Origin of the sequence: Rhizobium sp. P40RR-XXII, assembly GCF_012641405.1 — a bacterium.
Lineage (GTDB): Bacteria > Pseudomonadota > Alphaproteobacteria > Rhizobiales > Rhizobiaceae > Rhizobium.
Map to the genome: position 1 here is coordinate 78,315 of NZ_JABAII010000008.1, position 25,807 is coordinate 104,121.

Annotated in this window: 28 protein-coding genes; 7 read left to right on the plus strand and 21 right to left on the minus strand. The window is 61.0% G+C overall.

Annotated features, from left to right (window positions below; all coding sequences use genetic code 11):
• The first annotated feature begins 29 nt into the window (after nucleotides 1–29).
• A complete protein-coding gene (dapE, locus tag HGP16_RS16930; protein ID WP_168841183.1) occupies nucleotides 30–1,223 on the plus strand; it encodes a succinyl-diaminopimelate desuccinylase in 1,194 nt (397 codons plus the stop codon).
• The gene (locus HGP16_RS16935; protein ID WP_168841184.1) at nucleotides 1,210–1,809 is read left to right on the plus strand and encodes a hypothetical protein; all 600 of its coding nucleotides are present in this window, start codon (nucleotides 1,210–1,212) and stop codon (nucleotides 1,807–1,809) included. Before dapE ends, HGP16_RS16935 begins: the two co-directional genes overlap by 14 nt.
• 16 nt (nucleotides 1,810–1,825) lie before the next feature.
• On the opposite strand, the gene truA is transcribed toward HGP16_RS16935, so the two are convergent.
• From truA to def, 5 genes are all read right to left on the minus strand, one after another.
• A complete protein-coding gene (truA, locus tag HGP16_RS16940; RefSeq protein ID WP_168841185.1) occupies nucleotides 1,826–2,629 on the minus strand; it encodes a tRNA pseudouridine(38-40) synthase TruA in 804 nt (267 codons plus the stop codon).
• Nucleotides 2,629–3,576 carry a methionyl-tRNA formyltransferase gene (gene fmt, locus HGP16_RS16945; protein ID WP_168841186.1) on the minus strand — a complete coding sequence of 316 codons (948 nt, stop codon included), beginning with the start codon at nucleotides 3,574–3,576 and terminating at the stop codon, nucleotides 2,629–2,631. Before fmt ends, truA begins: the two co-directional genes overlap by 1 nt.
• A gap of 70 nt (nucleotides 3,577–3,646) precedes the next feature.
• Nucleotides 3,647–4,066 (minus strand): type II toxin-antitoxin system VapC family toxin, encoded by a 420-nt coding sequence (locus HGP16_RS16950; protein WP_168841187.1) that lies wholly within the window; start codon nucleotides 4,064–4,066, stop codon nucleotides 3,647–3,649.
• A complete protein-coding gene (locus HGP16_RS16955; RefSeq protein ID WP_168841434.1) occupies nucleotides 4,063–4,353 on the minus strand; it encodes a FitA-like ribbon-helix-helix domain-containing protein in 291 nt (96 codons plus the stop codon). Before HGP16_RS16955 ends, HGP16_RS16950 begins: the two co-directional genes overlap by 4 nt.
• Before the next feature lie 65 nt (nucleotides 4,354–4,418).
• On the minus strand, nucleotides 4,419–4,934 hold the full coding sequence (gene def / locus HGP16_RS16960; RefSeq protein ID WP_168841188.1) for a peptide deformylase: 516 nt from the start codon (nucleotides 4,932–4,934) through the stop codon (nucleotides 4,419–4,421).
• 186 nt (nucleotides 4,935–5,120) lie between these two features.
• On the opposite strand from def, the gene HGP16_RS16965 reads away from it, so the two are divergent.
• From HGP16_RS16965 to HGP16_RS16975, 3 genes are all read left to right on the plus strand, one after another.
• The gene (locus tag HGP16_RS16965) at nucleotides 5,121–6,305 is read left to right on the plus strand and encodes a DNA recombination protein RmuC (protein ID WP_168841189.1); all 1,185 of its coding nucleotides are present in this window, start codon (nucleotides 5,121–5,123) and stop codon (nucleotides 6,303–6,305) included.
• A 103-nt stretch (nucleotides 6,306–6,408) separates the two neighbouring features.
• On the plus strand, nucleotides 6,409–7,308 hold the full coding sequence (locus HGP16_RS16970; protein WP_168841190.1) for a ribokinase: 900 nt from the start codon (nucleotides 6,409–6,411) through the stop codon (nucleotides 7,306–7,308).
• Between the two features lie 191 nt (nucleotides 7,309–7,499).
• Nucleotides 7,500–9,833, plus strand: coding sequence for a methyl-accepting chemotaxis protein (locus HGP16_RS16975; RefSeq protein WP_168841191.1), 2,334 nt, complete (start codon nucleotides 7,500–7,502; stop codon nucleotides 9,831–9,833).
• A 79-nt stretch (nucleotides 9,834–9,912) separates the two neighbouring features.
• Here the strand turns inward: HGP16_RS16975 and HGP16_RS16980 are convergent, their stop codons facing one another.
• Complete coding sequence (locus HGP16_RS16980; RefSeq protein WP_168841192.1) at nucleotides 9,913–10,857, minus strand: nucleoside hydrolase; 945 nt, start codon at nucleotides 10,855–10,857, stop codon at nucleotides 9,913–9,915.
• Between the two features lie 231 nt (nucleotides 10,858–11,088).
• On the opposite strand from HGP16_RS16980, the gene HGP16_RS16985 reads away from it, so the two are divergent.
• A complete protein-coding gene (locus HGP16_RS16985) occupies nucleotides 11,089–11,520 on the plus strand; it encodes an Hsp20 family protein (protein WP_168841193.1) in 432 nt (143 codons plus the stop codon).
• Nucleotides 11,521–11,678: 158 nt separating this feature from the next.
• Nucleotides 11,679–11,936 carry a DUF1150 family protein gene (locus HGP16_RS16990; protein ID WP_168841194.1) on the plus strand — a complete coding sequence of 86 codons (258 nt, stop codon included), beginning with the start codon at nucleotides 11,679–11,681 and terminating at the stop codon, nucleotides 11,934–11,936.
• Nucleotides 11,937–12,098: 162 nt separating this feature from the next.
• On the opposite strand, the gene HGP16_RS16995 is transcribed toward HGP16_RS16990, so the two are convergent.
• The 15 genes from HGP16_RS16995 to trpS form a co-directional block, all read right to left on the minus strand.
• The gene (locus HGP16_RS16995) at nucleotides 12,099–12,800 is read right to left on the minus strand and encodes a tRNA (guanine(46)-N(7))-methyltransferase TrmB (protein ID WP_168841195.1); all 702 of its coding nucleotides are present in this window, start codon (nucleotides 12,798–12,800) and stop codon (nucleotides 12,099–12,101) included.
• Entirely contained in the window at nucleotides 12,797–14,050 is a 1,254-nt protein-coding gene (metK, locus tag HGP16_RS17000) for a methionine adenosyltransferase (RefSeq protein ID WP_168841196.1), read from the minus strand. Before metK ends, HGP16_RS16995 begins: the two co-directional genes overlap by 4 nt.
• A 187-nt stretch (nucleotides 14,051–14,237) precedes the next feature.
• Nucleotides 14,238–14,657, minus strand: a complete 420-nt coding sequence (locus tag HGP16_RS17005; protein ID WP_168841197.1) for a helix-turn-helix domain-containing protein — start codon at nucleotides 14,655–14,657, stop codon at nucleotides 14,238–14,240.
• A gap of 151 nt (nucleotides 14,658–14,808) precedes the next feature.
• Nucleotides 14,809–16,410 (minus strand): apolipoprotein N-acyltransferase, encoded by a 1,602-nt coding sequence (gene lnt / locus HGP16_RS17010; RefSeq protein ID WP_168841198.1) that lies wholly within the window; start codon nucleotides 16,408–16,410, stop codon nucleotides 14,809–14,811.
• A gap of 282 nt (nucleotides 16,411–16,692) precedes the next feature.
• Complete coding sequence (locus HGP16_RS17015; protein ID WP_168841199.1) at nucleotides 16,693–17,865, minus strand: hemolysin family protein; 1,173 nt, start codon at nucleotides 17,863–17,865, stop codon at nucleotides 16,693–16,695.
• A gap of 25 nt (nucleotides 17,866–17,890) precedes the next feature.
• On the minus strand, nucleotides 17,891–18,397 hold the full coding sequence (gene ybeY, locus HGP16_RS17020; protein ID WP_168841200.1) for an rRNA maturation RNase YbeY: 507 nt from the start codon (nucleotides 18,395–18,397) through the stop codon (nucleotides 17,891–17,893).
• A gap of 18 nt (nucleotides 18,398–18,415) precedes the next feature.
• The gene (locus HGP16_RS17025) at nucleotides 18,416–19,468 is read right to left on the minus strand and encodes a PhoH family protein (RefSeq protein WP_168841201.1); all 1,053 of its coding nucleotides are present in this window, start codon (nucleotides 19,466–19,468) and stop codon (nucleotides 18,416–18,418) included.
• 30 nt (nucleotides 19,469–19,498) lie between these two features.
• Nucleotides 19,499–20,911: a tRNA (N6-isopentenyl adenosine(37)-C2)-methylthiotransferase MiaB gene (gene miaB, locus HGP16_RS17030; RefSeq protein WP_168841202.1), complete on the minus strand. Its 1,413-nt coding sequence runs from the start codon at nucleotides 20,909–20,911 to the stop codon at nucleotides 19,499–19,501.
• A gap of 60 nt (nucleotides 20,912–20,971) precedes the next feature.
• A complete protein-coding gene (locus HGP16_RS17035; protein ID WP_168841203.1) occupies nucleotides 20,972–21,769 on the minus strand; it encodes a 1-acyl-sn-glycerol-3-phosphate acyltransferase in 798 nt (265 codons plus the stop codon).
• 30 nt (nucleotides 21,770–21,799) lie between these two features.
• Nucleotides 21,800–22,228: a Fur family transcriptional regulator gene (locus HGP16_RS17040; RefSeq protein WP_168841204.1), complete on the minus strand. Its 429-nt coding sequence runs from the start codon at nucleotides 22,226–22,228 to the stop codon at nucleotides 21,800–21,802.
• A 39-nt stretch (nucleotides 22,229–22,267) separates the two neighbouring features.
• Entirely contained in the window at nucleotides 22,268–22,762 is a 495-nt protein-coding gene (locus HGP16_RS17045; protein WP_168841205.1) for a GNAT family N-acetyltransferase, read from the minus strand.
• A 2-nt stretch (nucleotides 22,763–22,764) separates the two neighbouring features.
• A complete protein-coding gene (gene tsaB / locus HGP16_RS17050) occupies nucleotides 22,765–23,421 on the minus strand; it encodes a tRNA (adenosine(37)-N6)-threonylcarbamoyltransferase complex dimerization subunit type 1 TsaB (protein WP_168841206.1) in 657 nt (218 codons plus the stop codon).
• Between the two features lie 24 nt (nucleotides 23,422–23,445).
• Nucleotides 23,446–24,012 (minus strand): NifU family protein, encoded by a 567-nt coding sequence (locus HGP16_RS17055; protein ID WP_168841207.1) that lies wholly within the window; start codon nucleotides 24,010–24,012, stop codon nucleotides 23,446–23,448.
• A 117-nt stretch (nucleotides 24,013–24,129) separates the two neighbouring features.
• On the minus strand, nucleotides 24,130–24,621 hold the full coding sequence (locus tag HGP16_RS17060; RefSeq protein ID WP_168841208.1) for a universal stress protein: 492 nt from the start codon (nucleotides 24,619–24,621) through the stop codon (nucleotides 24,130–24,132).
• A gap of 74 nt (nucleotides 24,622–24,695) precedes the next feature.
• Nucleotides 24,696–25,760 (minus strand): tryptophan--tRNA ligase, encoded by a 1,065-nt coding sequence (gene trpS / locus HGP16_RS17065; protein ID WP_168841209.1) that lies wholly within the window; start codon nucleotides 25,758–25,760, stop codon nucleotides 24,696–24,698.
• Between the last annotated feature and the right edge of the window lie 47 nt (nucleotides 25,761–25,807).

Consider the following 25,807-nt stretch of genomic DNA (forward strand, 5'->3'; position numbering starts at 1 on the left):
GCCATTTCCCGCCGGATAAGTTGCCTCCGATGACCGTTACCGATCCTGTCTCCAATCTGCAGACCCTCATTCGCTGTGCCTCCGTCACCCCGGCCGAAGGCGGTGCGCTGACCGCGCTTGCCGACATGCTGCTGCCACTTGGCTTCAAGGTCGAGCGCATGACGGCGAGCGAGCCGGGAACGCCCGATATCGAAAACCTCTATGCGCGGCTCGGCACGGATGGGCCGCATCTGATGTTTGCTGGACATACGGATGTCGTTCCGGTCGGCGATGCCGCCTCCTGGAGCCACCCGCCCTTTGCCGCCGAAATCGCCGATGGCGAACTTTTCGGCCGCGGGGCCGTCGACATGAAGGGCGGCATTGCCTGTTTCGTGGCGGCCGTGGCGCGCCATATCGAGAAGAACGGCAAGCCTGCCGGCTCGCTCTCCTTCCTGATCACCGGCGACGAAGAGGGACCGGCAATCAACGGCACGGTCAAGCTGCTGCAATGGGCTGCCGAGCGCGGCGAGACGTGGGATGCATCGCTCGTCGGAGAGCCGACCAATCCCGACCGGCTCGGCGACATGATCAAGATCGGCCGCCGCGGCTCGATCTCCGGCTTCATCACCGTTCACGGCGTGCAGGGCCATGCCGCCTATCCGCATCTCGCCGACAATCCGGTGCGCAGCATCATCAAGCTGACGGAAGCGCTGCTCGATCCGCCCTTTGACGCGGGCACGGACAGTTTCCAGCCGTCGAACCTCGAAGTGACGAGCATCGACGTCGGCAATACCGCCACCAACGTCATCCCCGCCAAGGCAACCGCCGCCTTCAACATCCGCTTCAACGACACCTGGACCGCCGATACGCTGAAGGCCGAAATCCTTGCCCGCCTGGACGCGGCGGCCGCCGACGAGACGCTGCGCCCCGGTCGGCCGCCGACGAAATACGACATCACATGGTCCGAACGCCCGAGCCAGGTCTTCCTGACGCGCAACAATGCGCTGATCGCCTCGCTCTCCGCTGCCGTCGAAAACATCACCGGCCAAAGGCCAGCACTTTCGACCACCGGCGGCACGTCGGATGCCCGCTACATCAAGGACTACTGCCCTGTCGTGGAATTCGGGCTCGTCGGCCAGACCATGCATATGGTCGACGAGCGGGTGGCGCTCTCGGATCTCGAAACGCTGACCGAGATTTACCAGACCTTCATCCAGCGCTGGTTCGAGAATGCCGACCTTTAGGGAAGTCCAATATTACCTGTCCGGCCTATGGCTGCTGATCCGCATGGATGCGCGCGGCTTTCAGTATCTGGACATATCGGACCGCGGCATGCTGCGCTCCTTCTGGGCCATTCTCTGGAGCCTGCCGTCGATCGGCATTTCATGGTTATGGTGGCAGCAGGCCTATCTGACCGCCATGCCGCCCGAAACATCCACCGGTCTCGCCTTCTTTCTGCGCCTGGCACTGGTCGAGGCTGCGAACTGGCTGATACCGCCCATTCTCGCCGGCTTGTTGCTTTTGGTCTTCCGTTTCGGCGACAAGTTCACGCCGATCGTCGTTACCGTAAACTGGCTTTTCGTGCCGGCGAATTATCTGAACGCACTGCTCGTCGCCATGATCGTCTTCGTTCCCGGCTCGAAGGGCTTGGCAGCGCTTTTATCGCTGGCGCTGACCATGGCTACCATCTTTGCGCTGGCGCGTATCCTCAGGATGATCTGCGGCACGCATCCGCTTTTCGTCGGCACGCTGACGCTGATGCTGCTCATTCCAAACCTGCTGCTGACGGATTTCCTGCAGCGCTTCCTCGGGGTCTATCCGCCGATTTGAGGCAGTCGCAACGGGACTACGGCATATCCTCGCCACCGTCGGCATTCTCGCCCTCGCCAGGCAAACCGGCATCGTCGCGATAATCCACCTGCATGAAATAGAGCCCGTCCGGCGGGGCGACGGGGCCGCAGGCCTTGCGATCCCTGGCTTCCAGCGCCGCGCGTACATCGTCGGGCGTCCATTTGCCTTCGCCCGCCAGCTTCAGCGTGCCGGCGAAGGAACGGATCTGATTGTGCAGAAAGCTTTGCGCCGTGGCGCGGATCTCGATGAGCTCGCCGCTGCGCGTCACATCCAGCCGGTCGAGCGTGCGCACCGGACTGTTTGCCTGGCAATGCGCCGAGCGGAAGGTGGTGAAATCGTGCAGTCCCACAAGGGTCTGCGCCGCGGCATTCATGACCTCGTGATCCATGTCCTTCGGCACCCACCATGCGCGGCCGGCCTCCAGCGCCAGGGGCGCGCGGCGGGCGATGATGCGATAGAGATAGTGGCGGCGAATGGCCGAAAAGCGCGCGTCGAAGCTTGTATCGACCTCAACGATATCGAGAATGGCGACCTTCTCTCCGGCCATCCTCAAATGGGCATTGAGCGCATTGCGCAGCGTATAGGTCTTCCAGTCCTTGGAGAGGTCGGCATGCATGACCTGACCCATGGCGTGCACGCCGGAATCCGTGCGCCCCGCCCCGCGGATCGAAACCGTCTCGCCGGTCAACGACAGGATGGCGCCTTCGATCGCGCCCTGGACGGATGGGCCGTTCTCCTGGCGCTGCCAGCCGACATAGGGGATGCCGTCATATTCGACGGTCATTTTGTAGCGCGGCATCAGGCCTGCTCCGAGGCGAGCACGGTGCCCGGCGCGATCGGCGTGCCGCGCAGGAAGTCGGCTGCCGCCAAGGGCTTGCCGCCAGCTTTCTGCAGCTTCGTCAGCCTGATCGCACCAGAGGCGCAGGCAATGACGAGATCGTCCGTCAGCACCTGGCCGGAGGTTCCTGTGCCCTCGGCCAATTCCGAGCCGAGCACCTTGATGCGCTCGGACTTGCCGGCGATTTCAGCCTCGAACCAGGCGCCGGGAAACGGCGACAGACCGCGAATATGATTATGAACATCCACCGCCGGCTTGCCGAAATCGATGCGGGTTTCGCCCTTATCGATCTTTGCGGCATAGAGAACGCCTTCGGACGGCTGGGCGATCAGCGGCAGTTCGTCATGCTCCAGCTTGTTCATCGCCTCGGCCATCGCCTCCGCGCCCACAAGCATCAGCCTGTCATGCAGCTCGCCAGCGGTCATGGTGTCGCCGATCTCGACTTCGCATGTGAGCGCAACTGGCCCGGTATCGAGCCCCTTGTCCATCTTCATCACCATCATGCCGGTCTTGGCGTCGCCGGCCATGATCGCCCGCTGAATGGGGGCGGCACCGCGCCAGCGCGGCAACAGCGAGGCATGACCATTATAGCAGCCGAGGCGCGTGCCGGTCAGGATCGCCTCCGGCAGCAGCAGTCCATACGCCACGACGACGGCGACATCGGCATCCAGGTCGCGGAAGCGCTGGCGCTCGTCGGGATCCTTGAAGTTGACCGGTGTGAACACCGGCAGCCCCAACAGCTCAGCCGCCTGATGCACCGGCGATTTCTGCAGATCCAGCCCCCGCCGGCCACCGGGACGCGGCGGCTGCGTATAAACGGCGCCAACCTTGTGCCCGGCATCGATCAGGGACCGCAATGTCGGCACGGAGAATTCGGGCGTTCCCATGAAAATGATGTTGAGCGACATGCGATCCATCCGGCTAAGATATCGGTTTCGAGCAACCCGGCAGTAGCTGCACGCACCGCGGGGTCAAACGCTAGCCGCCTTCAAACGGGTTTATGAGCTTGAGATCAAGCCCTTCGAAGTCTTTTGTGTTGCGCGTCGCCAAGGTCGCCCCGCTCGCGAGGCAGATGGCGGCGATCATGGCGTCTTGCACGGAAATCTGATGCCCCGAGCGCTGACGATGCGCGCGAATACGTCCTGTCTCAATAGCGGAATTTTGATCGAACCGAAGTATCCTGCCTTGAAACGACTGAAGCAACGCATTGAAAATTCGCACGTAGCGATCAGATCGCGTGCGAAGTAAAAAGCGCTCCGCGCCGTAGGACTGCTCCATCACCACGACATCGCAAAGATAGAGCTCCGTGCTTGACCGAGCCTTCATCCAGATTGTAACATTTTGATCGGGTGCAGGTTTTTCCAATTCGGAAATGACATTCGTATCAAGGAGGATCATTCAAAGTCCTCGACCGGACGGCCGAAATCCTTCTTTCTCTCCGCTTCGATCTCATCCATGATACGGGCATATTCCACCCCCGCCTTATCATCGCCGTCGTAGAGAATCGGCCGCAAAAGATCCCAGGCAGACAATCGGGGGCTCTCCGTTGCGGCTTTCTCTGCGACCAGAGCCTTTTGCAAAAGTTCTTTTGCTTCTTCGGAGAGGCTGCGTCCCGCCTGCTTTGCCCGTTCTGCGATATTCTGTTTCATCGGCTCGGAAATATCGCGAATCAAAAGATCACTCATTCGCGCCTCCATTTGATATCAATGATATCATAGGCGTTTCAAGCCGATCTTTCAATGGCTGGAGCTCAGAGAGCTTTCGACTTGGCCGCCTTGGTGAACTTCTTGATCACCATTTCGCGCTTCAGGCGCGAAATATAGTCGATGAAGAGCACGCCGTTCAGGTGATCGATCTCGTGCTGAAGGCAGGTTGCCAGCAAGCCATCGGCCTCGGTGAGTTGCTCCTTGCCGTTGCGGTCGAGATGTTTGACGGTGACGCGTGCCGGACGCTCCACTTCGGCATAGTAATCCGGAATGGAAAGGCAGCCTTCCTCATAGACCGAGCGCTCGTCCGACGAGGCGACGATTTCCGGATTGATGACGACCAACGGCTTCTTCTCTTCACCTTCGCGCGCGACGTCAATGACGAGCATGCGGCGGGGAACGCCGATCTGGATCGCCGCAAGGCCGATGCCCGGCGCGTCGTACATGGTTTCCAGCATGTCGTCGGCAAGGCGCTGAGTTTCGGTATCGATGCGCTCAATGGGCTTCGAAGCCTGGCGGAGCAGCGGATCGGGCAAAATGATAAGTGGCTTGATCGTCATGACGTTTCCCATAACGCATCTTGTTGTGCGATGGAATCGTCAAGATGGCTGCGAGGACGTGTTTTTTCAACGCCGCCCATCCGGATCAACGCAAATGACCCGAAAACTCTGTTCACGTTTTGATCTGGATATTCGCGACAATTTTGCTATGGTGCCGATGAGTACTTCACCAGCGCGCCAGGTTTCATGTCCTTTATCATCTTCGGCCAAGCCATTTCCACGGTCCAGGTTCTAACCGGCCTCGTCATCATGCTTGCTATCGCAGTGATCGCCCTTTTCGTCCGCGGCAGAGCGCGAGCGGAGGACGATGAGCTCGACGCCGAACATACGATGACCGCGCTGCTGCGGTCGCAGGCGGAGATGCAGGGGCGGCTTGCCACCATGGCCGAAGTGTTCGGCTCCAGGCAGGCCGAGCTCAATCAGGCGATCGGGCAGCGTCTGGACGGCATGTCGCAACGGGTGACGGCAACGATCGGCGAGCAGACGCGCTCGACGCACGAAAACCTGCGCCGGCTGCAGGAAAGGCTCGCCGTCATCGATGCGGCACAGATCAATATCCAGTCGCTGGCAAAGGATGTCGTCGGCCTGCAGGCCATCCTGTCCAACAAGCAGACGCGCGGCGCCTTCGGCCAGGCGCGCATGGAGACTATTGTTGCCGATGGCCTGCCGATGGGCGCCTACGCATTCCAGCCGACCCTTTCCAACGGCTCGCGGCCGGACTGCACCATTCGCATGCCGAACGGCTCGCCCCCGCTTGTTGTCGATGCCAAGTTTCCGCTGGAAGCCTGGAACGCCATCCGTGCTGCGGCCAATCCCGATCACGGCAGGATTGCGGCCCAGCAATTCCGCAGGGATCTGGAGCTGCATATCCGCGATATCGCCGAGAAATATCTTATCCCGAGCGAGACCCAGGACACGGCCTTTCTCTTCGTGCCCTCGGAATCGATCTTCGCGGAGATCCACGAGAATTTCGAGGCGATCGTGCAGAAGGCCCAGCGCGCGCGCATCGTCATCGTCTCGCCTTCGCTGCTGATGCTGTCGATTCAGGTCATTCAGGCTGTGCTGAAGGACCAGCGCATGCGCGAGCAGGCCCATGTCATCCAAAGCGAAGTGGCGCATCTGATGGACGATCTTTCGCGGCTGGACGAACGCGTGCGCAAGCTCCAGGGCCATTTCGCCATGGCGCAGAAGGATGTCGACATGATCGTCACCTCGGCCGACAAGCTGACAAGGCGCGGCGAGCGAATAGAGGCGCTGGAATTCGAGACCGCGAAAGAAAAAGAACCGGTGAAGGCGCGCGTGGAGGACAGGCCCAAGCCTGTCGACAACCGCACGAGCCAACTCAAGCTCAGGGTAGTTGACGAGGACTGATCGCTTCGGGCAGTGTCGCGCCCAATCGATGCATGATCCACTAAGACATAAGGCAGCCTTCGGGCAGGATCATGCGGGATCAACACCCAGGGCAGGACACCGCATGATCACTATTTTCGGCTCCATCAACATGGACCTCATCGCCACCACGGATCGTTTGCCGAAGCCGGGCGAAACCGTCGCCGGCAACGGCTTTTCCACCGCCGCCGGCGGCAAGGGTGCCAACCAGGCACTCGCGGCACGCCGGGCCGGGGCAACGGTCCGCCTCAGCGGAGCAGTCGGCAATGATGGCTTTGCGGAACCTGCGCTTGCCTTGCTCGATGCCGCAGGCACCGATCTTTCCGCCGTCAGGCGCGTATTCGAGCCGACCGGCACGGCCCTCATCCTGGTGGGCGGCGACGGCGAAAACATGATTGCCGTCGTTCCAGGCGCCAACGGCACGAATACCGCCGAACACGTAGCCGCGGCCGTCGCCGCACTGAACCCTGGCGATACGCTGATGCTTCAGCTCGAAATCCCCGTCGCCGCCGTCGAGATGGCGCTGAATGCGGCGAAGGCCAAGGGCGTGCGTACAGTGCTCAATCTCGCTCCTCTGATCCCGGAGGCGGCCCGCCTCGGCCGGCTTGCCGATATCGTCATCGCCAACGAGACGGAATTCGAAAGACTGGCCGGCCAGGACAATATGTCGGCGGCCGAGCGAGAAGCAGCCCTCGTCCGCCTGCATGGCGAAACCGGGCAGATCCTGATCGTCACGCTTGGCGGCGACGGTGTCATCGCCATCCGTGACGGCGAGGTTTCGCGTGCCAAGGGTCTCGTCATCGAGCCGGTCGATACGGTCGGCGCCGGCGACACTTTCTGCGGCTATTTTGCCGCGAGCCTTGATCAAGGTCTGGATTTCAAGGCCAGCCTGCGCCGTGCCGCCGTCGCCGGTTCGCTGGCCTGCCTGAAGCCGGGCGCGCAGCCATCCATTCCGGTTGCAAGCGAAGTCGCCGAAAAACTTTAAGAGTAAATTTCGTGACCTTGCGAAGCGCAATTAATTAAATTTTTGCGCTTCCACATCATTCTCCTTTGGCCTGGCGTGTATGGCCTTCCGGCTGCGGCAGGATTTTAACGGCGGTCCCATGACAGGGCCATCCTGCGCCGACTTTGCATCTGGATAATGTGTATCCGACGCATCGCTTTTTCGAGGAAATGATGTTTATCTTTCGTATGAAGTCGCTTGCGGCCAAGCTGATCTTGGTCACCGGGCTGGCGATTGCGCTCGTGTTGCTGGTTTCCAACTTTTTATTGATTTCCCAGACTCGCGATCGCGTCGAGGCACTGACGATGGATCAGGCCAATACCGAGGCCAAATCCATCTCCAACGAGATCGCCGCCAATGTCGGCGAAATGGCCAGCGCCGCCCGCTCCATGGCTGCCATCATCGGCCGCGGCCACGAAGGCCATACCTTCGATCGCAAGGGCATGATCAACATCCTCAAGGCGAATGTCGAACAGAATGCCTTTGCCTTCGGCAGCTGGTTCTGCGAGCAGCTCGGCGCGCTGGACGGCAAGACGACGGAACTCGCCAACAACAAGGATGAAGGTGTCAACGACAAGGGTGCCTTCGCGCCCTATTGGTCCAAGACCAAGGATGGCGGCATCCAGTTCTCCACTTTCGACAACGATTACACGGCCGCCTGGTGGAAGCTTGCAGCCGATAGCGGCAAGGGTGCGATTACCCCGCCCTACCTCGCCCAGGGCACCGACGTCCCGACGACCATGAGCTCGATCGCCTATCCGGTAATGTCCGGCGGTAAGCTGATCGGCATCGCAGGCGTCGATATCTCTCTTGCCTCGCTTTCCACCAAGCTGCAGAAACTTCAACCTTTCGGCACGGGTCGCGTTCTGCTGGTTTCCCAGGACAACAAGTGGCTCGTTGCGCCGGCCCCCGACCTGCTGATGAAGGATTATAACGGCTCCGGCGCGGACACCATCAAGGCAGCGCTGACTTCCTCTTCCGCAAACCTGCTCAGGAACCTTTCGGAAAACGGCGGCGAGGAATTCGATCGCGTCGTCTACCCCTTCGCCGTTCCGGGCCTCAACGCGACCTGGGTCGTCCTCATCGACGTGCCGCACAGTGCGATCGCAGCGCCGGTGCGTGACCAGACCTATATGATGATCGTCGCCGGCATCCTTGTGCTCGCCGCCGTCATGCTGGCTCTCTATGCCGCCGTGCGCGGCTTCGTGCAGACGCCGCTCGCCGGTCTCGTCGCCAGCGTCAAACGCCTCAGCGCCGGCAACTACGCCGAGCCGGTTGCCGGTCAGGCCCGCGCCGACGAAGTCGGTTCCGTCGCCAAGGCGCTGGAAGGCTTCCGCTTCAAGCTGGCCGATACCAAGCGCCTCGAAGGCGAAGCCAACGATCAGCGTCTGGCTGCCGAGGGCGAGCGTCGCCGTTCGGAAGCCGAACGCGGCGAGAGCGTCGCGCTGCAGCGCCAGATCGTCAGCATTCTGGGACAAAGCCTGGCCGAACTCTCGAAGGGCAATCTCAATCAAAGGATCACGGACGACTTCCCGGGCGAATACGCCCAGCTCAAGCAGGATTTCAACGCCGCGCTGGCAAGCCTCGAAGAAACCGTCCACACCGTCAATGTCAGCGTCGGCAATATCGGCGGCGGCACCAGCGAAATCAGCAACAGCGCCTCGGATCTCGCCCGTCGCACCGAGCAGCAAGCGGCAAGCTTGGAAGAGACGGCGGCGGCCCTCAACCAGCTCACCGCGCAGGTCAATTCGAGCGCCGAAAACGCCCGCACCGCCGCAAGCAGCGTCAATGCCGCGTCTAAGGATGCCGAGCGTTCCGGCGAGATCGTCCAGCGGGCCATTTCCTCCATGCATGGCATCGAGCAATCGTCGCTGGAAGTGTCGCGTATCATCGGCGTCATCGACGAGATCGCCTTCCAGACCAACCTGCTGGCGCTCAACGCCGGCGTCGAAGCCGCCCGTGCCGGTGAAGCCGGCAAGGGGTTTGCCGTCGTTGCGCAGGAAGTTAGAGAGCTCGCCCAGCGCTCGGCCAACGCCGCCAAGGAAATCAAGACCCTGATCAATGCTTCGGCGGGGCAGGTCAAGGAAGGCGTGGATCTGGTCGGCCGCACAGGCGATGCCCTGCACAAGATCGCCCAGCAGGTGATGGAGATCAACGGCCTGATCCGCCAGATCTCCGCCTCCGCGAGCGAGCAGGCCATCGGGCTGAAGGAAATCAACTCCGCCATGAACCAGATGGATCAGGTGACCCAGCAAAACGCCGCGATGGTCGAGGAAACCACTGCCTCCAGCGTGGCGCTTGCCGAGGAAGCCCAGACGCTGAAGGCCCTCGTCGCACGGTTCCGCACCGTAGGCGCCGCTCAGGACAATGCCGGCGCGTTGCGGGCCACCGCCCAGCAGATGCGGGCGCCTGTCTCTCCGCGCAGGGCAGCCGCGCCGACGCGCAAGCCCGTTCTTCAGACCCAGGGTGCCAATGCGCTTGCCCAGGACGATTGGGAAGAATTCTAAGCCGGCTTAGTTTGATGAATCAAAAGGCCGCCGGAGCGATCCGGCGGCCTTTCTGTTGATCCCGATCAGATAGTCTCGATCAGATACGGGCGAACCGCTCCGTCAAAAGCGCGAAGAAGCCGTCGGCATCGACATCGCGCATAACCTTGGCATTGTGCTTGCGGTCAGTGACGTGCCACCAATCGACAACCGTCATACCCACCGTCAGCTCCGACGTTACCTCGATCTCGACATTGCACTCGCGCCCCTTGAACAGCTCGGGTTTCAGGAGATAAGCGATAACGGTCGGGTCGTGCAGCGGGCCGCCATCCGAGCCGTATTTCTCGATGTCAAAGCGCTCGAAGAATTCCAGCATCTCCACCATGGCCTTGGCCGGCGGAGTGCCGACGGCAGCGATGCGGACGACGCGATCCTTTCGGGTCAGCAGCTTATGCGTGACATCGAGCGGCATCATGACGATGGGCACGCCGGAGCGGAACACGACATCTGCCGCCTCCGGGTCGACATAGATGTTGAATTCGGCGGCCGGCGTGATGTTGCCGCCCTCGAAGAAGCCGCCGCCCATCATGACAAGTTCGCGCACCCGCGCGACGATGTCAGGTGCCTTCTGGAAGGCCATCGCGATATTGGTCAGCGGTCCGAGCGTGCAGAGGGTGACTGCCCCTTCCGGCTCCTTGCGCAGCGTGTCGATGATGAAATCGACGGCGTGGCCCGGCTGCAGCTCCATCGTCGGCTCGGCTAGATCCGGGCCGTCGAGGCCGGTCTTGCCATGTACATGCTCGGCGGTGACCAGCTTGCGCTTCAGCGGTGCATCGGCGCCGGCGAAAACCTTGACGTCGCGGCGATTGCAGAGCTCGCAAACGATGCGGGCGTTACGGCTCGTCAGCCGCAGCGGCACATTGCCGGCGACCGTGGTGATGCCAAGCACGTCGATCTCCTGGCGGCTACCGAAGGCGAGGAAGATCGCCGCGGCATCGTCCTGACCGGGGTCGGTGTCGATGATGATTTTTCTGGGTTCGGTCATATCTGTGGCTTTCCTCCGGTAACGATCGACAGGCTTTGTCGCGGGTCCGGTCCGGCTTTGTCAAGCGCTCGAAGGCCATGTGACGAAACGAATCCTCACGGCGGAATTCCATCTCGCAAATGCGAAGATGCGATGGCTTGCACTCACAGGCGCGTACTCCCATATTAGGGACAACCGGGTGCTGAAAATCAGGTCCGGAACGGTCGCTTGACACCCAAGGACTTTGAGACGATGAGCCGGACGACTCCCTTTGCCAGCCCGCTACTTCTGGGCTTCGATACCATGGAAAAGACGCTGGAGCGGATTTCCAAGGTCAGTGACGGATACCCCCCTTACAATATCGAACGGATGCGTGCGGACCGCCTGTCGGGCGAGCCGGAGCGGCTGCGCATCACGCTCGCGGTCGCAGGCTTTTCGGAAGAGGAACTCGATGTCAGCACAGAGGAAAACCAGCTTCTGATCCGCGGACGCCAGATCGAACAGGGTGAGCGCGACTATCTCTATCGCGGCATTGCCGCCCGGCAATTCCAGCGCGTCTTCGTGCTTGCCGACGGCATGCAGGTGCTCGGCGCCACGCTAAAGAACGGCTTGCTCTCCGTCGATCTCATCCGGCCGGAACCGGACCGTATAGTAAAGAAAATTAACATTTCGGTCTCACAGTAGAACAACGGCCTAGAGCCGGATGATTTTAGGTCGAATCGCCCTGAAATCTGAATCCGGCCTAGAATCAAATAGCTAGAGCACGATGCCGTCCGAAAGCCGATTATAGTTTTCGACATCATGCTCTGGGGCCGTTGGTCCCTCATACTGGAGGTACGAGCATGTTGTTGAAAGAAGCTACCGCCCGCCTGACCCAAACCGAGCTTGCCAATATCGGCGCCGGCGAGGTCGCCTACATCAGAAAAATGGACTGGTCCGAAGTATCCCGCTGCTTCCCGGAAGCGCCGAGCATCGACCCTGATGTCGATCTCTGGGCACTTTTCGGCGCCGACGGCACGCCGATCCTTTTAACGGACAATCGCTCCAGCACATTCTATCGTGCGGCGGAAGACGAACTGAAGACGGTCAGCCTGCACTGACCTGAAGCGTCGCCCGGCGGTGAACTTCATCGCTTGCAAGGACCGCATCGAACCGGCCCCATCCTGCGACGCATGCGCATGATCCAGACCGCCTCGAGTGGCTGTCCGTACGGGATGATGCGGTCACTGAGATCTCAAATTTTCGCCCTGGGAAACGAGCAATCAGACCCTTTTGAAGGTCAGATAGGCGGACGAGCGCCCCTCGCGCCGAGCCTTCGCCTCGTAGCGCGTGCTGGGCCAGCCCACATAGGGCGTCAGCCAATCGGCGGCATTCCGGGCGGTCCATTCGAAGCCGCCATGCGCATGGCAATGCTGCAGCGTCCAGTTGACATAGGTGTCGATGTCGGATGCGAAGCAGAAGAGAGCCCCAGGCTTCAGGACGCGATGGAAGCGGGCAAGGTTCACCTGGGAAACGAAGCGGCGCTTCCAGTGTTTCTTCTTCGGCCAGGGATCGGGATAGAGCAGGTCGATCTGGTCGAGGCAGTTGTCCGGCAGCCAATCCAGCACCTGCGTCGCGTCGTCATTGTAGACGCGGATATTGTGCGCGCCGGCTTCATCGACACGCGCAAGCAGCTTCTGCATCGAATTGACGAAGGGTTCCACGCCGATGAAGCCGGTCTTCGGCTGCTCGAGCGCCCTGTGAATCAGATGCTCGCCGCCACCGAAGCCGATTTCCAGGCGCAGACGCTCGGTCGGCACCGGGAAAAGATCATTCGGCGGCTGCGGCGTCGGGGCGGAAAGATCCACGATGTATTGTGGCAGCAATGCTTCCAGCTTTTCAGCCTGCTGGCCGCGCAAGGCCTTACCCTTGCGCCGGCCGAAGAATGCTTCCGTCGCCCGCGACCGGCGCTCAGTATCGATCATGCGGCTTCCCGGAGCTTTACGGCTTCCTTGAGAGCCTTGACCAGGTCCGTACGCTCCCAGGAGAAGGAACCGTCACGACCGGCCTTGCGACCGAAATGACCGTAGGCCGAGGTCTTGGCATAGATCGGCTTGTTGAGATCGAGGTGACGGCGGATGCCGGTCGGCGAAAGGTCCATGTTCTTGCGGATGGCCGCTTCAACCTGGTCTTCGCTGACGCCCTTGCCCGTGCCGTGCAGGTCGACATAGATCGACAGCGGCTGGGCAACGCCGATGGCATAGGACAGCTGGATCGTGCAGCGGTCGGAGAGGCCGGCGGCAACGACGTTCTTTGCGAGATAGCGAGCGGCATAGGCTGCGGAACGGTCGACCTTGGTGGTGTCCTTGCCCGAGAAGGCGCCGCCGCCGTGCGGGGCTGCGCCGCCATAGGTGTCGACGATGATCTTGCGGCCGGTGAGGCCGGCGTCGCCGTCCGGGCCGCCAATGACGAACTTGCCGGTCGGGTTGATGTACCACTTGCAATCGGAGGCAATCTTCAGATCGCCGAGCGCTTCGACGATATAGGGCTCGACGACGGAGCGAACCTTCTTCGAATCCCAGCTATCATCGAGATGCTGGGTGGAAAGCACGATGGAGGTTGCTTCCGACGGCTTGCCGTCCACGTAACGCACCGTCACCTGGCTCTTGGCGTCCGGGCCAAGCTTGGCGACGTCGCCATCGCCCTTCTTGCGGGCGGCAGCCAACAGCTGCAGGATCCTGTGCGAATAGTAGATCGGTGCCGGCATGAGGTCCGGGGTTTCGCGGCAGGCGTAGCCGAACATGATCCCCTGGTCGCCGGCGCCTTCGTCGCCCTGCTGGTCGGCAGCATTGTCAACGCCCTGGGCGATGTCGGCCGACTGCGAGTGCAGGAGCACGTCGATGCGCGCCTTCTTCCAATGGAAGCCGTCCTGCTCGTAGCCGATATCCTTGATGGCGCGGCGGGCTGCGGCCTTGAACTTCGAAGGATTGATGACGTCGTTGCCGTCCTTGTCCTTCTTCATCAGGCTCGGCGGCAGACGAACTTCGCCGGCGATGACGACACGGTTGGTGGTAGCGAGGGTCTCGCATGCGATGCGCACGGTCCAGGGGTTCACGCCGGTCTTCGTGGCCTCGCGGTAAACCAGATCGACAATTTCATCGGAGATGCGGTCACAGACTTTATCCGGGTGACCTTCGGCAACAGACTCACTCGTAAACAGATAATTCGCGCGCATGCGGGATTCCCCTCAAAGAACAAATCTCTGCTTTTGATATTCGCCTCCAGCTCGAAAAACAAGCCACACAAGGACATAAATATATCTTTATATCTCGGTCAAAGTGATAAAATTTTGCCGTAAATGCGGAAAAGGCGGCCAAAATGACCGCCTCTCGATTTTACCGGTTCGGCCTTGCTTCGAAGGGCTATTCGGCGTCCGCCTCGGCTGCAAGCGCCTTGACCAGCTCGACGACCTTGCGTCGGACCTTGCCATCGGAAATTTTCACGAAGGCGCGATTGAGCTGCAATCCTTCGGAAGAGGACAGAAAGTCGACGACGTAGTTGGAGCTGGATGCCTCGGCCATGCCGCCGGCGGAGGCCGAATGCTCACCCGGCGCATCCTCGAAAAAGAAGGAAACCGGGACATTGAGAATGCTGGAGATGTTCTGCAGGCGGCTGGCGCCAACGCGGTTGGTGCCTTTTTCGTATTTCTGAATCTGTTGAAACGTAATTCCCAGGCTTTCGCCGAGCTTCTCCTGGCTCATGCCAAGCATCGTGCGGCGGAGGCGTATGCGGCTACCGACATGGATGTCGATGGGGTTCGGCTTCTTTTTGTTTTCAATCATCATAATACCCTAACATAGGTTGAATTCAGGACCTGCCACCCGGTACCCTTCACCACCCCTATAACGCCACGTTGCAGCCGACGCCCCCAAGGCCTCCAGTTTACGTTCGAAAGGCGGACACTAAGCACTATGCAATTTTAGGGTTTTTTGGTCAATTCACCCTGGAAATAAAACCCATGCGTGAAATCAAAGCCATCATGCCGACTACCCCGACAATCAACCAAAAGTATATTTCCCTGGCTTTGTCGTCTATGCGCGACAGGGTTGCGCCACCTAAAGTGGTATCTATGAAGCCTTGTTGATTATAACCAATACCAGAAAGCACACGCCCATATGGATCGACAAAAGCTGAAATGCCGGTATTGGCGCTTCGAATCAGTGGCAGCCCCTGCTCCACCGCCCTCACCCTTGCCTGCAGGAAATGCTGGTATGGACCCGGTGTGTCGCCGAACCAGCCATCATTCGTGACATTGAGGATGGCATCGGCCTGCCGGATCCCCGGTGTCATCTCATTCGGAAAGATGATCTCGTAGCAGATCAGCGGATAGAATTTGAGGCCATCGGGCAAGGTCAGCAGTTGCCGCTTGGCAGCTGCGGAAAAACCTCCCGGCAGTTCCACGACATTCTCGATGCCGAGATAGCTGAGGATGTGTTCGAAGGGCACGTATTCGCCGAAGGGCACAAGATGGGTCTTGTCGGAAGCGCCGATGATCTGGCCGCGGCCGTCGATGACGTAGATCGAATTGTAGTAGCGAGGCTCGACACCCGGCCCCATGTCTTCGACGCGGACGGCGCCGGTGATCAGGACCTGATCGTCCTCGAGCTGATCCGCGATGCGAGCAAGCGCATCCCGGTTATCGGTCAGGATGAAGGGCACAGCAGTCTCGGGCCAGACGATGATGTCGGGCCGCTTGCCGCCGTTTGCCGGCGGCTGAACCGAAAGCGCCAGATGCCTGTCGAAGATGGCGGCGCGATCGGCAGCCGTGTCCATCTTGGTTTCCTGGTCGATGGAAGGCTGAACGATGCGCACGACCGGCGCCGTCTTGCCATCGGCCAGCGGCGCTTGCGACAGGTTCAGCGCGTAATAGCCATAGCCGAAATGCGCGGCGGCGATGACGACGGCAAGGCCGATCCCCGGCAGTCGCCCCTGGCGTGTGCCGAGCAATGCCGGTGCCGCGAAGACGAAGACGGCGAGCACGGTGACGCCCAGCACGCCGATCACATGCGCCGACTGCATCATCAGCGGAATGGGCATGGCGCCATAGCCGATGGCGTTCCAGGGAAAGCCGGTGAACAGAAAGCTGCGCAGCCATTCCAGGATGCCGAAACTGAAGGCGAGCGCGGTGATGCGCCCCATGCCATCGGACCACAGGATACGGGCAAGCATGGTCGCCACGCCATAGAAAACCGCGAGAAAGGCGGGCAAGCCGAGGATCGCCAGCGGCAAGGCCCAGGCGAACTCGTCGGCATCGATCAGCAGTGCGTGGCCGAGCCACCAGAGACCGGCAACGAAATAGCCGAAGCCGAACAGCCAGCCGGTGAAGAAGGCCGGCCACAGCCGCCCGAGCAGCCCACTGTCAGGGCCTGCGGCAACGCCGTCCAGCAGCCAGACCAGCAGCGTGAAGGAGACGAACATCGCGGCGAAAAAGCCGAAAGGCGGCAGCGCCAGGACGCCGATGGCACCGGCAAGAACAACAAGCAACGCACGTTTGAAACCCCAGACGAGGATCACCCGGCCCGAAAGCCATTCCATGCGCCAGCTCCGTTCAACTGCGAATCAACTGGCCGCAGTCTTTCAAAAATGCAGCGGTTTGTCCCGCTGAAGTGGCAGCGAGAGCATGTTGCGTAAAAGTGTGCAGCGATTTCGCGACAACGCCATGCGCAAAATCAAAGACCTAGAGCGTGGGAAGCGAATCTGAAAGACCGCGACGTGCTTTAGAAGCTTTCCGCTTTTCTTCGAATCGTGAAAAGGCTTCAGCCTCTTGTTTTCAGCAATTCCGGACGGAAACCGCTACGTGCTTTTCCCGGAATTGCGCTAGTGGCTGGCGGTGTTGGACCCGACCGAGGTTTCCTCGGCAATTGTTTCCGGTGCCGGCAAATCGCGCTCGGGCGCGCCTGCCTCCCCTTCCAGCTTGACGGTCGGCCGGCGGCGAGCGGCATGACGCTTGCGCGTGATGCGCACCCGCTTGATGCGGCGCGGATCGGCATCGAGAATGTGGAATTCAAAGCCCGGAAGCGCCTGCACCACTTCGCCGCGCACCGGAATGCGGCCGAGAGCGGAGAAGATCAGGCCACCAAGCGTGTCCACCTCGTCGACCTGCTCGCTGATGTCGAAATCCGAGCCGATCGCCGCAGCGATCTCCTCTAGCTCGACGCGGGCATCGGCTACGAAAACATCCTCGGAGACGCGCTTGAACATCACTTCTTCGTCATCGTGCTCATCGTCGATGTCACCGACGACCATTTCGACGATGTCCTCATGCGAGGCCAGACCATCCGTGCCGCCATATTCGTCGATGACAAGCGCCATCTGCGTGCGGTTGACCTGCATGCGGCGCAGGAGATCGGAAGCCAGCATGGAGGGCGGCACGAACAGGATCTTGCGGATGATGCCGGCCTCGGCCAGCGTCTTCTGCAGATCGACCCGGGAAAGATCGAAATTCGGCTTGGTCGAGCGCGCCGGCTTTTCGGCTGCGGGCGTGCCCGTTGCGGCGGCTGCCGCCTTGGCGCTGCCGGCACGGCGCTTGTTGCGCGCCTGCTTGGCGACATAGGATAGCAGGTCGCGGATATGCACCATGCCGCGCGGATCATCCAGCGTCTCGGCATAGACAGGCATGCGCGAGCGGCCGCTTTCCTCGAAGAGGATCATCAGCTCGCCTATGGTGATATTCTGATCGACCGCCTCGATATCGGCGCGTGGCACCATGACATCCTCGACGCGCACCTCGCGGAAGCGCAAGATATTGTGCAGCATTGCGCGCTCGTCGGGCGAAAAGGCATCATCATCGGCGGCGTTGGTCATCAATGCGTCGGCGAGATCCTCGCGCAGCCGGGCGGAGTCCTGTGCCGGTCGCAGGATACGCGCAGCGCGCGCCCAGAAAGAAGAATGGGATCGCTTGCCGTTGCTACTACTGCCTGCCTCGTCGGAGGAGGCCGCTTCGGCTCCGTCTTTGGCCTCGGGGGCCGATCTTGTCGTAAAGTCGCTCATTGTTCCTGGTCAGACAGGGTTCAGATCAAATGGGGTCTTGTCCCGCATAGGGATCAGATAGGCCAAGACCAGCCAAAATGCGAGTCTCCAGCCCCTCCATTCTTTCGGCTTCGCTATTATTCATATGGTCGTAGCCGAAGAGATGCAAGAAACCATGCACCATCAAATGCGCCAGATGGTCGTCAAAACTCTTTTCCAGATCGACCGCCTCGCGCTCCACCGTCTCCCTGGCGATGATGATGTCGCCAAGCATCGGGCCGGGCTTGCCGCCGGGCTCAAGCGGGAAGGCCGGGAAGGAAAGGACATTCGTCGCCTTGTCCTGCGAGCGCCACTCCGCATTGATTTCGCGAATGGAAGCATCGTTTGTGAACACCAGCGACAATTCGGTCGCCGTTTTCGGAAAAGGCTGCTTTTCATGCGTCTTCAAATAGGCGGCCGCGGCTCCCAGCACCTGCTCGGCCAGGACTTGCAACTCCTCATCGGAGGGCCAGTCGCCCTCCTCCACGCTGATCTGTATATCGAGTTCGGCCATCGGTTTCCGCACCGCAGATCAGATCTGCGGATCGCTTTCCTCTGCCTTTGCGGCATAGGTGGAATCATAGGCCCGAACGATGCGCGCCACCAGCGGATGACGGACGACGTCCGTATCCTTGAAGCGGACGATGGAAATGCCCTCGACGCCGTCCAACAGCTGCAGCGCTTCCACCAGACCGGACTTGACGCCGCGCGGCAGGTCGATCTGGCTCGGATCGCCCGTCACGATCATCCGCGAATTTTCGCCGAGGCGGGTCAGGAACATCTTCATCTGCATGGAGGTCGTGTTCTGCGCCTCGTCGAGGATGACTGCGGCATTGGCAAGCGTACGACCGCGCATGAAGGCGAGCGGCGCGATTTCGATGACGCCCGCGGTGATGGCACGCTCGACCTTGTCGCCCGGCATCATATCGTAGAGCGCATCATAGAGTGGACGCAGATAGGGATCGACCTTTTCCTTCATGTCGCCGGGTAGGAAGCCGAGACGCTCGCCTGCCTCGACGGCCGGGCGCGACAGGATGATCTTTTCCACGGCGCCGCGCTCCAGAAGTTGGGCGGCATGCGCGACGGCGAGATAGGTCTTACCGGTACCGGCGGGGCCGACGCCAAGAACGAGCTCGGAACGCTCCAGCGCCCGCATATAGGCGTCCTGGGTCGGCGTGCGAGCGATGATCGTCTTCTTGCGCGTCGAAATCTGCGCCATCGTCAATTTGGCTTTTCTCTCCATGGTCGGCAGTGTCAATTGGTCGTCGGCGGCAACCGCCATGCGGATTGCCCCTTCCACATCGGAACGCTCCACATTGCCGCCTTTTTGCAGCTTGTCATAGAGGTAATCGAGCGTGCGGCGCGCCTGATTGGTGGCCAGCACGTCCCCTGCTATGACGACGGAATTGCCGCGGGCGCGGGCATCGATGCCGAGCCGCTCCTCGAGCAACTTCAAATTCTGGTCGAACTGCCCGAAAAGTTCGCTGGCGAACCGATTGTTCTCGAACGTCAGAGTGAAGTGATTGGCGTCGCTCGCGGTGCGGGGCTGGCGCGATGAAGAAGAAACCAATTCCTGTCCGTTCAAGCGGTGCGGCTCCTTGTGCCCGTCCGGAACCTAGAGCAATTCAGCAAAAAGGCTGTTGGTGCTGGTTCCGGTGATTCGTACGTTAATAATGTCACCGATTTGCGATGCTTTTGCATCAACATTCACAGATTGCAGCCAGGGAGAGCGTCCAATCAACTGGCCCGGCATCCGGCCCGGCTTTTCCAGAAGGATATCCACTGTTTTGCCCACACAAGCCTCGGCAAACGCATGCTGCTGCCTCAGCAACAATGCCTGCAAACGCTCCAGTCGTTCGGTCTTGAACTCTTCGGGCACCTGATCCTTCAACTCCGCGCCGGGCGTACCTGGCCGCGTGGAATATTTGAACGAGAAGGCCTGTGCATAATTCACCTCCTCGATCAGTCTCAATGTATCCTCAAAATCCTGGTCTGTCTCCCCCGGGAAACCGACGATGAAATCGCCGGACAAGGCGATGTCAGGCCGGGCAGCGCGGATCTTCTCGACGAGCGTGAGGTATTCCGCAGCCGTATGCCGCCGGTTCATCGCCTTCAGGATGCGATCCGAGCCGGCCTGGACGGGCAGATGCAGGTAAGGCATCAGCGTGCGCAGGTCGCGATGCGCGCCGATCAGCCGATCGTCCATGTCGCGCGGGTGGCTGGTGGTGTAGCGCAGACGCGCGAGACCGGGGATTTCAGCCAGGCGATAGAGAAGATCGCCCAGGCTCCAGGCCTCGCCCTTCGGGCCGATGCCATGCCAAGCATTGACGTTCTGGCCGAGCAGCGTGATTTCGCGCACGCCGCCATCCACAAGTTTCTCAGCCTCTTCGACGATCTGGGCGACCGGGCGGGAGACTTCGGAGCCGCGGGTATATGGCACGACGCAGAAGGTGCAGAACTTGTCGCACCCTTCCTGCACCGTCAGGAAGGCGGTGACGCCGCGGGCGCGGATTTTCGCCTTTTCGGCGATCGGCAGATGCTCGAACTTGTCCTCGATCGCATATTCGGTGTCGACGACGCGCTGGCCTTCCTTGGCGCGGCGAAGCGCATCCGGCAGGCGATGATAGGTCTGCGGGCCGATGACCACATCCACGGCGGGCGCGCGGCGCAGGATCTCTTCGCCCTCGGCTTGCGCGACGCAGCCGGTGACGCCGATCATCATTTCGCGGCCGTCGGCGGCCTTGCGCTTCTTCATCTCGCGCAGGCGGCCGAGCGCGGAATAGACCTTTTCGGCCGCCTTCTCGCGGATATGGCAGGTGTTCAATAGGACGAGATCGGCCTCTTCCATGTCCTCGGTCGACTCATAGCCGTCGCGCGCGAGCGCATCGCTCATCCGCGTGGAATCATAGACGTTCATCTGGCAGCCATAGGTCTTGATGAAGACCTTGCGGCTGTTGGAGCCGTCGCGGGGGCCGAGCTGCAAGGCATCGGTCACCGGGGCGTCGAGAGTTAGGCTGTCCTTGGTCATGGCCGCTATGTAGTGGCTTTTGCTTTCGGAGAAAACGAAAAAGTTGGAATCACCTGGAAATCAGGCGATCTCGCGGCCGAGCAGCCGGCTGGCGAGCATCGTGCGGATGCGCCGCGCAATGGTGGCGCTGACTTCCTTGCGGTTGGTGCCGGCACGATAATCGACGGCTTCGCCGAAGCAGACGTCGACATCGATGGCGCCGCACTGGATGATGCCCTTCAGGTGCGGCACGAGCTCGATGTCACCTGGCCATGCCGTCAGCGGGCGATAATAGCGGCCCATCGCCGTGCCATGGACGCGAGTGTAGGCGACGGCAACCGGCTGGACATGCACGACGGCATCCGGCGCCTTCGGCAGTGCCGCGGCGGCGGCGCCGAACAGCGAGGACTTGACCTCGAGCAGCCGATTGCCGTCCGAGGTGGTTCCTTCCGGAAACAGCACCATGATTTCGCCATCGGCCATGCGGTCGGCGATCTCGTTCACCTGCTCGCCGGTCTTGCGCTTCTGCTCGCGCTCGACGAACACGCTCTTCTGCCACTGCGCGAACAGGCCGAAGATCGGCCAATCCCGCACCTCCGACTTGGCGATGAAGGAGACATCGGCCACCGCCGACAGGACGAGAATATCGAGCCAGGACGAATGGTTGGACGCCAGCATCAACGGCCGGCTCGTCTCCATCTTGCCGACCACATGGATGCGCACGCCAAGCCAGTAGCAGACGATGCGATGCCAATAGCGCGGCAGATAGCGTCTGAGCTTCCAGTCGAAGCGCAGGCAAAGGATCTGCAGCGGCAGCATCGCGGCGCTGACGACGCCAATGACCACGGCGGCACAGCCGATGCGCAGCCAGGTCATCAAATCATTCGCTCCTGCATGAAAGCCTTCACGTCAACCTTCGTCCTTCTTCAGCCGGATGCCGTAAAGCTCCAGCCGGTGGTCGACGAGTTTGAAGCCGTGTTCGCGGGCAATACGCTCCTGCAGCGCCTCGATCTCCGGCGAGTGGAATTCGATCACCTTGCCGCTTTTCAGGTCGATCAGGTGATCATGGTGCTCTTCCGGCACGGTTTCGTAGCGGGACCGTCCATCGCGAAAATCATGGCGGGCAAGAAGGCCTGCATCTTCGAAGAGCTTGACGGTGCGATAGACCGTCGAGATCGAGATTTTCGCATCCACCTCGACGGAACGCCGGTGGAGCTCCTCGACATCGGGGTGATCCCCGGAATTCTCGATGATGCGCGCGATGACCCGGCGCTGCTCCGTCATGCGCATGCCGCGCTCGGCGCAAAGCTCCTCCAGGGATTTTACGGCGTCTTCCATCAATCGCGGTCTTCGGTCTGTTTGGACTGTGACAACGGACTAGCGAAGAACACGCCGCATGACAAGCGCCGTCGACTTCTGGCCGTTTTCGCCGACATAGTAGGCCTTGCGCTCGCCGACGGTTTCGAAGCCGAGCTTGCGGTAGAGGCCAAGCGCCGGCTGGTTGCCGCCGTCAACTTCCAGGAACATGGCTTCTCCGCCGCGACTGCGGGCCTCACGAAGGGCAGCCTGCATCAGCCTCCAGCCGAGGCCGGAGCGTCCGAGCTTGGCGTTGACGGCGATCGTCAGGATCTCGCCTTCGCCCGCCACATGCCGCGCCAGCACGAAGCCAGGAAGCGCCTTCTTCAGGATGGCGTTGGTCTGGCGGGCGACGAAGCCAAAGGTCGTTTCCTGCCCGAGGAGGCTCTGAAACTCACTCTCGTCCCAGACCCGCGGGAACCGCTCTCCGTGCAGAAGCGCCACCTCGGCGCAATCCTTCATCTCCATCGGAACGATTTCGTATTCGGCTTTCAAGGTCAGGTAGGATTCGAGCATGTCTATTGCCTGGCAACTGCGTATCCGGCCTGCGGTCTGGCATCGGGTCCGCGAAGATAAAGCGGCTTCGGCTTTTCGCCGGCAGGCTTGCCAGCGCCCAGCCGGGCGACGACGGCAATCGGAAATGCGTCTGGCCGCTCCGCCGGCGGCGCGTCGCGCAACCGGACGACAGCCGTTCCGGTGACGATGCCATCGAAGGTGCTGGCAATCGCCCGCGCTTCGTCGATCGTCACGGCCCGAGCCTCGTCCAGCGGGTTGCCGTCGGCATCGAAGCCCTGGAGATAGATCTCCTCGCGCTTGGCGTCGATGGCAGCCAGAACCGACTTGCCCGGATTCTGCTCTCGCGTGGTCGCCGCCATGACCTCAAGGGTCGTGACGCCAACCGCAGGAACATTGAGGGAGAGCGCAAAACCGCGAGCGGCGGCTACGCCGATGCGGATGCCGGTGAAGGAACCGGGGCCGACGGTCACGACGACACGCCCGACCGCCGAAAGCGCTATATTGGCTTTCGCCAGCGCCTCGTCGACAACGTGCATCAAATGCTCGGCATGCCCTCGTCCGATCGTTTCCGTGACCTCCCCCATCACAGAATCACTGCCGCTATCATACACAGCGGCAGCGCAATCCACACCTGCCGTGTCGAGCGCCAGTACGATCATGTCAATTTTTCCGCTAGGCCGGGATTAGACGGCTTCGACTTCCTGCACTTCCGGGACGAAATGGCGCAGAAGGTTCTGCACGCCATGCTTCAGCGTCGCCGTGGAAGACGGGCAGCCGGCGCAGGACCCCTTCATGTTCAAGTAAACCTTGCCGTCGCGGAAGCCGCGGAAGGTGATGTCGCCGCCATCCTGGGCAACGGCCGGGCGCACGCGCGTATCGAGCAATTCCTTGATGGTGAGCACGATTGCCTCGTCGCCCTCATCGAAGAATTCGCCGCCGGCATCCTGCACTTCCGAAGACACCGAAGAAGAGCCCATGACCGGCTTGCCGGACATGAAATGCTCCATGATCGAACCGAGGATAGCGGGCTTCAGATGCTGCCATTCCTGACTTTCCTTGGAGACCGAGATGAAATCATAGCCGAAATAGACACCGGTCACGCCCGAGATCTCGAAGAGGCGGGCGGCCAGCGGCGAAGCCTCGGCTTCCTCGACACTGCGAAACTCGGCCGTGCCATTTTCCATGACAACCTTGCCCGGCAGGAATTTGAGGGTCGCGGGGTTCGGCGTCGCTTCGGTCTGAATGAACATCTTGATCTCCATGCGGCGGGCAGACGCCCGGTCCCGACTTTAGAATATTTCAAAAGAAAATAGGCCTTTTGGCCATTCTATTCAAGACAGTGTTTCTCAAGAAATGGCACGTGCACATCAGCTCAGCGCGTCGATTTCCTCGTTGCTGAGCGTATCCGGAAGCACCGTCACCGGGATCGGAAAGGCGGCCGCACGGCCGGCAATCGACGAGACGAGCGGGCCTGGGCCTTCCTTGGCCGAGCCGGCGGCAAGCACGAGAAGCGCGATGTCCCGGTCGTCCTCGATCACCGCATTGATCTGCTCGACGGCCGACCCCTCGCGAATGACGATCTCCGAGTCGATGCCAATATTTTCGCGGACGGCCTGCGCCGCCTTCGCGGTCGCCGACTCGGCCTCTTCGCGCGCTTCCGCCCGCATGATCTCCTCGACGCCAAGCCATTGCTGGAAATCGCCTTCGGGGATCACATAGAGCAAAACGAGGCCGCCATTGGAATTCTTGGCACGCCGGCCGGCATAATGGACGGCGCGCTGGCATTCGGGCGTGCCATCGATGACCGCCATGAACTTGCGGCGATGGCCTTCGAGTCGTGAAAGTCGTGTGGATACCATGAGCTGACTCTGACACCCGAAGGCGATGTTTTGCAAGCCCCCGTTCGCAACGGGAGCCCTCTATTACGACAACATCAATAGAGAAAGCCGATAATGTCGCGCACCTGCTTCATGGTCAGGTCGGCGCGGGCACGGGCATGGGCGCTGCCATCGCGCAATACGGCGTCGATGTGGCCCGGATCGGCCATCAGGCGGCGCATTTCCATGGTGATCGGCGAGAGCACATGCACGGCAAGATCGACCAGCGCTGGCTTGAAGACGGAGAACTGCTGGCCGCCGAATTCGGACAGGACATCCGCCTTCGACTTGTCGGCAAGGGCCGCATAGATGCCGACCAGATTGTCTGCCTCGGGGCGGCCGGCGAGGCCGGCGATTTCGCTTGGCAAGCCATCCGGATCGGTCTTGGCCTTACGGATCTTCTTCGAGATATTTTCCTCGTCATCGAGCAGGTTGATGCGCGACAGGTCCGAAGCGTCGGATTTCGACATCTTCTTGGTGCCGTCACGCAGCGACATGACACGCGGCGCCGGACCATCGATCAGCGGCTCGACCATCGGGAAATAGGCATGCACCGGCTCGTCGCCCACGGTGATGTCGATGCCGTAGCCCGTGCGTCGGATATGCTCCATGTAGTCCAGATTGAACTTCATGGCGATGTCGCGGGTCAGCTCCAGATGCTGCTTCTGGTCGTCTCCAACAGGAACATGCGTGGCGCGATAGAGCAGGATGTCGGCGGCCATCAGGCTCGGATAGGCGTAAAGTCCGAGCGAGGCCTGCTCGCGGTCCTTGCCGGCCTTATCCTTGAACTGCGTCATGCGGTTCATCCAGCCGATGCGGGCGACGCAATTGAAGATCCAGGCAAGCTCGGCATGTCCCGGCACGGCCGACTGATTGAAGACGATATGCTTTTCCGGGTCGATGCCGGCAGCAAGGAAGGCCGCGGTGATCGAGCGCGTCTGGTTCGGCATGTCGTCATGGACGAGCTGAGCCGTCAGCGCATGCATGTCGACGACGCAATAGATGCAGTCGTTGTTTTCCTGCAGGGCCACGAATTTGCGGATCGCGCCGAGATAATTGCCGAGATGGAGATTGCCCGTGGGCTGAACGCCGGAGAATACGAGCGGCTTGAATTCGGTCATGTCGTCCTCGAAAGGCTTGTGGAGGGCCTGGGCGAGCGGGGCTCGAC

Coding starts and splice junctions, on each gene's coding strand:
- dapE (WP_168841183.1), top strand. CDS start 30: ATGACCGTTACCGATCCTGTCTCCAATCTGCAGACCCTCATTCGCTGT.
- HGP16_RS16935 (WP_168841184.1), top strand. CDS start 1,210: ATGCCGACCTTTAGGGAAGTCCAATATTACCTGTCCGGCCTATGGCTG.
- truA (WP_168841185.1), bottom strand. CDS start 2,629: ATGCCGCGCTACAAAATGACCGTCGAATATGACGGCATCCCCTATGTC.
- fmt (WP_168841186.1), bottom strand. CDS start 3,576: ATGTCGCTCAACATCATTTTCATGGGAACGCCCGAATTCTCCGTGCCG.
- HGP16_RS16950 (WP_168841187.1), bottom strand. CDS start 4,066: ATGATCCTCCTTGATACGAATGTCATTTCCGAATTGGAAAAACCTGCA.
- HGP16_RS16955 (WP_168841434.1), bottom strand. CDS start 4,353: ATGAGTGATCTTTTGATTCGCGATATTTCCGAGCCGATGAAACAGAAT.
- def (WP_168841188.1), bottom strand. CDS start 4,934: ATGACGATCAAGCCACTTATCATTTTGCCCGATCCGCTGCTCCGCCAG.
- HGP16_RS16965 (WP_168841189.1), top strand. CDS start 5,121: ATGTCCTTTATCATCTTCGGCCAAGCCATTTCCACGGTCCAGGTTCTA.
- HGP16_RS16970 (WP_168841190.1), top strand. CDS start 6,409: ATGATCACTATTTTCGGCTCCATCAACATGGACCTCATCGCCACCACG.
- HGP16_RS16975 (WP_168841191.1), top strand. CDS start 7,500: ATGTTTATCTTTCGTATGAAGTCGCTTGCGGCCAAGCTGATCTTGGTC.
- HGP16_RS16980 (WP_168841192.1), bottom strand. CDS start 10,857: ATGACCGAACCCAGAAAAATCATCATCGACACCGACCCCGGTCAGGAC.
- HGP16_RS16985 (WP_168841193.1), top strand. CDS start 11,089: ATGAGCCGGACGACTCCCTTTGCCAGCCCGCTACTTCTGGGCTTCGAT.
- HGP16_RS16990 (WP_168841194.1), top strand. CDS start 11,679: ATGTTGTTGAAAGAAGCTACCGCCCGCCTGACCCAAACCGAGCTTGCC.
- HGP16_RS16995 (WP_168841195.1), bottom strand. CDS start 12,800: ATGATCGATACTGAGCGCCGGTCGCGGGCGACGGAAGCATTCTTCGGC.
- metK (WP_168841196.1), bottom strand. CDS start 14,050: ATGCGCGCGAATTATCTGTTTACGAGTGAGTCTGTTGCCGAAGGTCAC.
- HGP16_RS17005 (WP_168841197.1), bottom strand. CDS start 14,657: ATGATTGAAAACAAAAAGAAGCCGAACCCCATCGACATCCATGTCGGT.
- lnt (WP_168841198.1), bottom strand. CDS start 16,410: ATGGAATGGCTTTCGGGCCGGGTGATCCTCGTCTGGGGTTTCAAACGT.
- HGP16_RS17015 (WP_168841199.1), bottom strand. CDS start 17,865: ATGAGCGACTTTACGACAAGATCGGCCCCCGAGGCCAAAGACGGAGCC.
- ybeY (WP_168841200.1), bottom strand. CDS start 18,397: ATGGCCGAACTCGATATACAGATCAGCGTGGAGGAGGGCGACTGGCCC.
- miaB (WP_168841202.1), bottom strand. CDS start 20,911: ATGACCAAGGACAGCCTAACTCTCGACGCCCCGGTGACCGATGCCTTG.
- HGP16_RS17040 (WP_168841204.1), bottom strand. CDS start 22,228: ATGGAAGACGCCGTAAAATCCCTGGAGGAGCTTTGCGCCGAGCGCGGC.
- HGP16_RS17045 (WP_168841205.1), bottom strand. CDS start 22,762: ATGCTCGAATCCTACCTGACCTTGAAAGCCGAATACGAAATCGTTCCG.
- tsaB (WP_168841206.1), bottom strand. CDS start 23,421: ATGATCGTACTGGCGCTCGACACGGCAGGTGTGGATTGCGCTGCCGCT.
- HGP16_RS17055 (WP_168841207.1), bottom strand. CDS start 24,012: ATGTTCATTCAGACCGAAGCGACGCCGAACCCCGCGACCCTCAAATTC.
- HGP16_RS17060 (WP_168841208.1), bottom strand. CDS start 24,621: ATGGTATCCACACGACTTTCACGACTCGAAGGCCATCGCCGCAAGTTC.
- trpS (WP_168841209.1), bottom strand. CDS start 25,760: ATGACCGAATTCAAGCCGCTCGTATTCTCCGGCGTTCAGCCCACGGGC.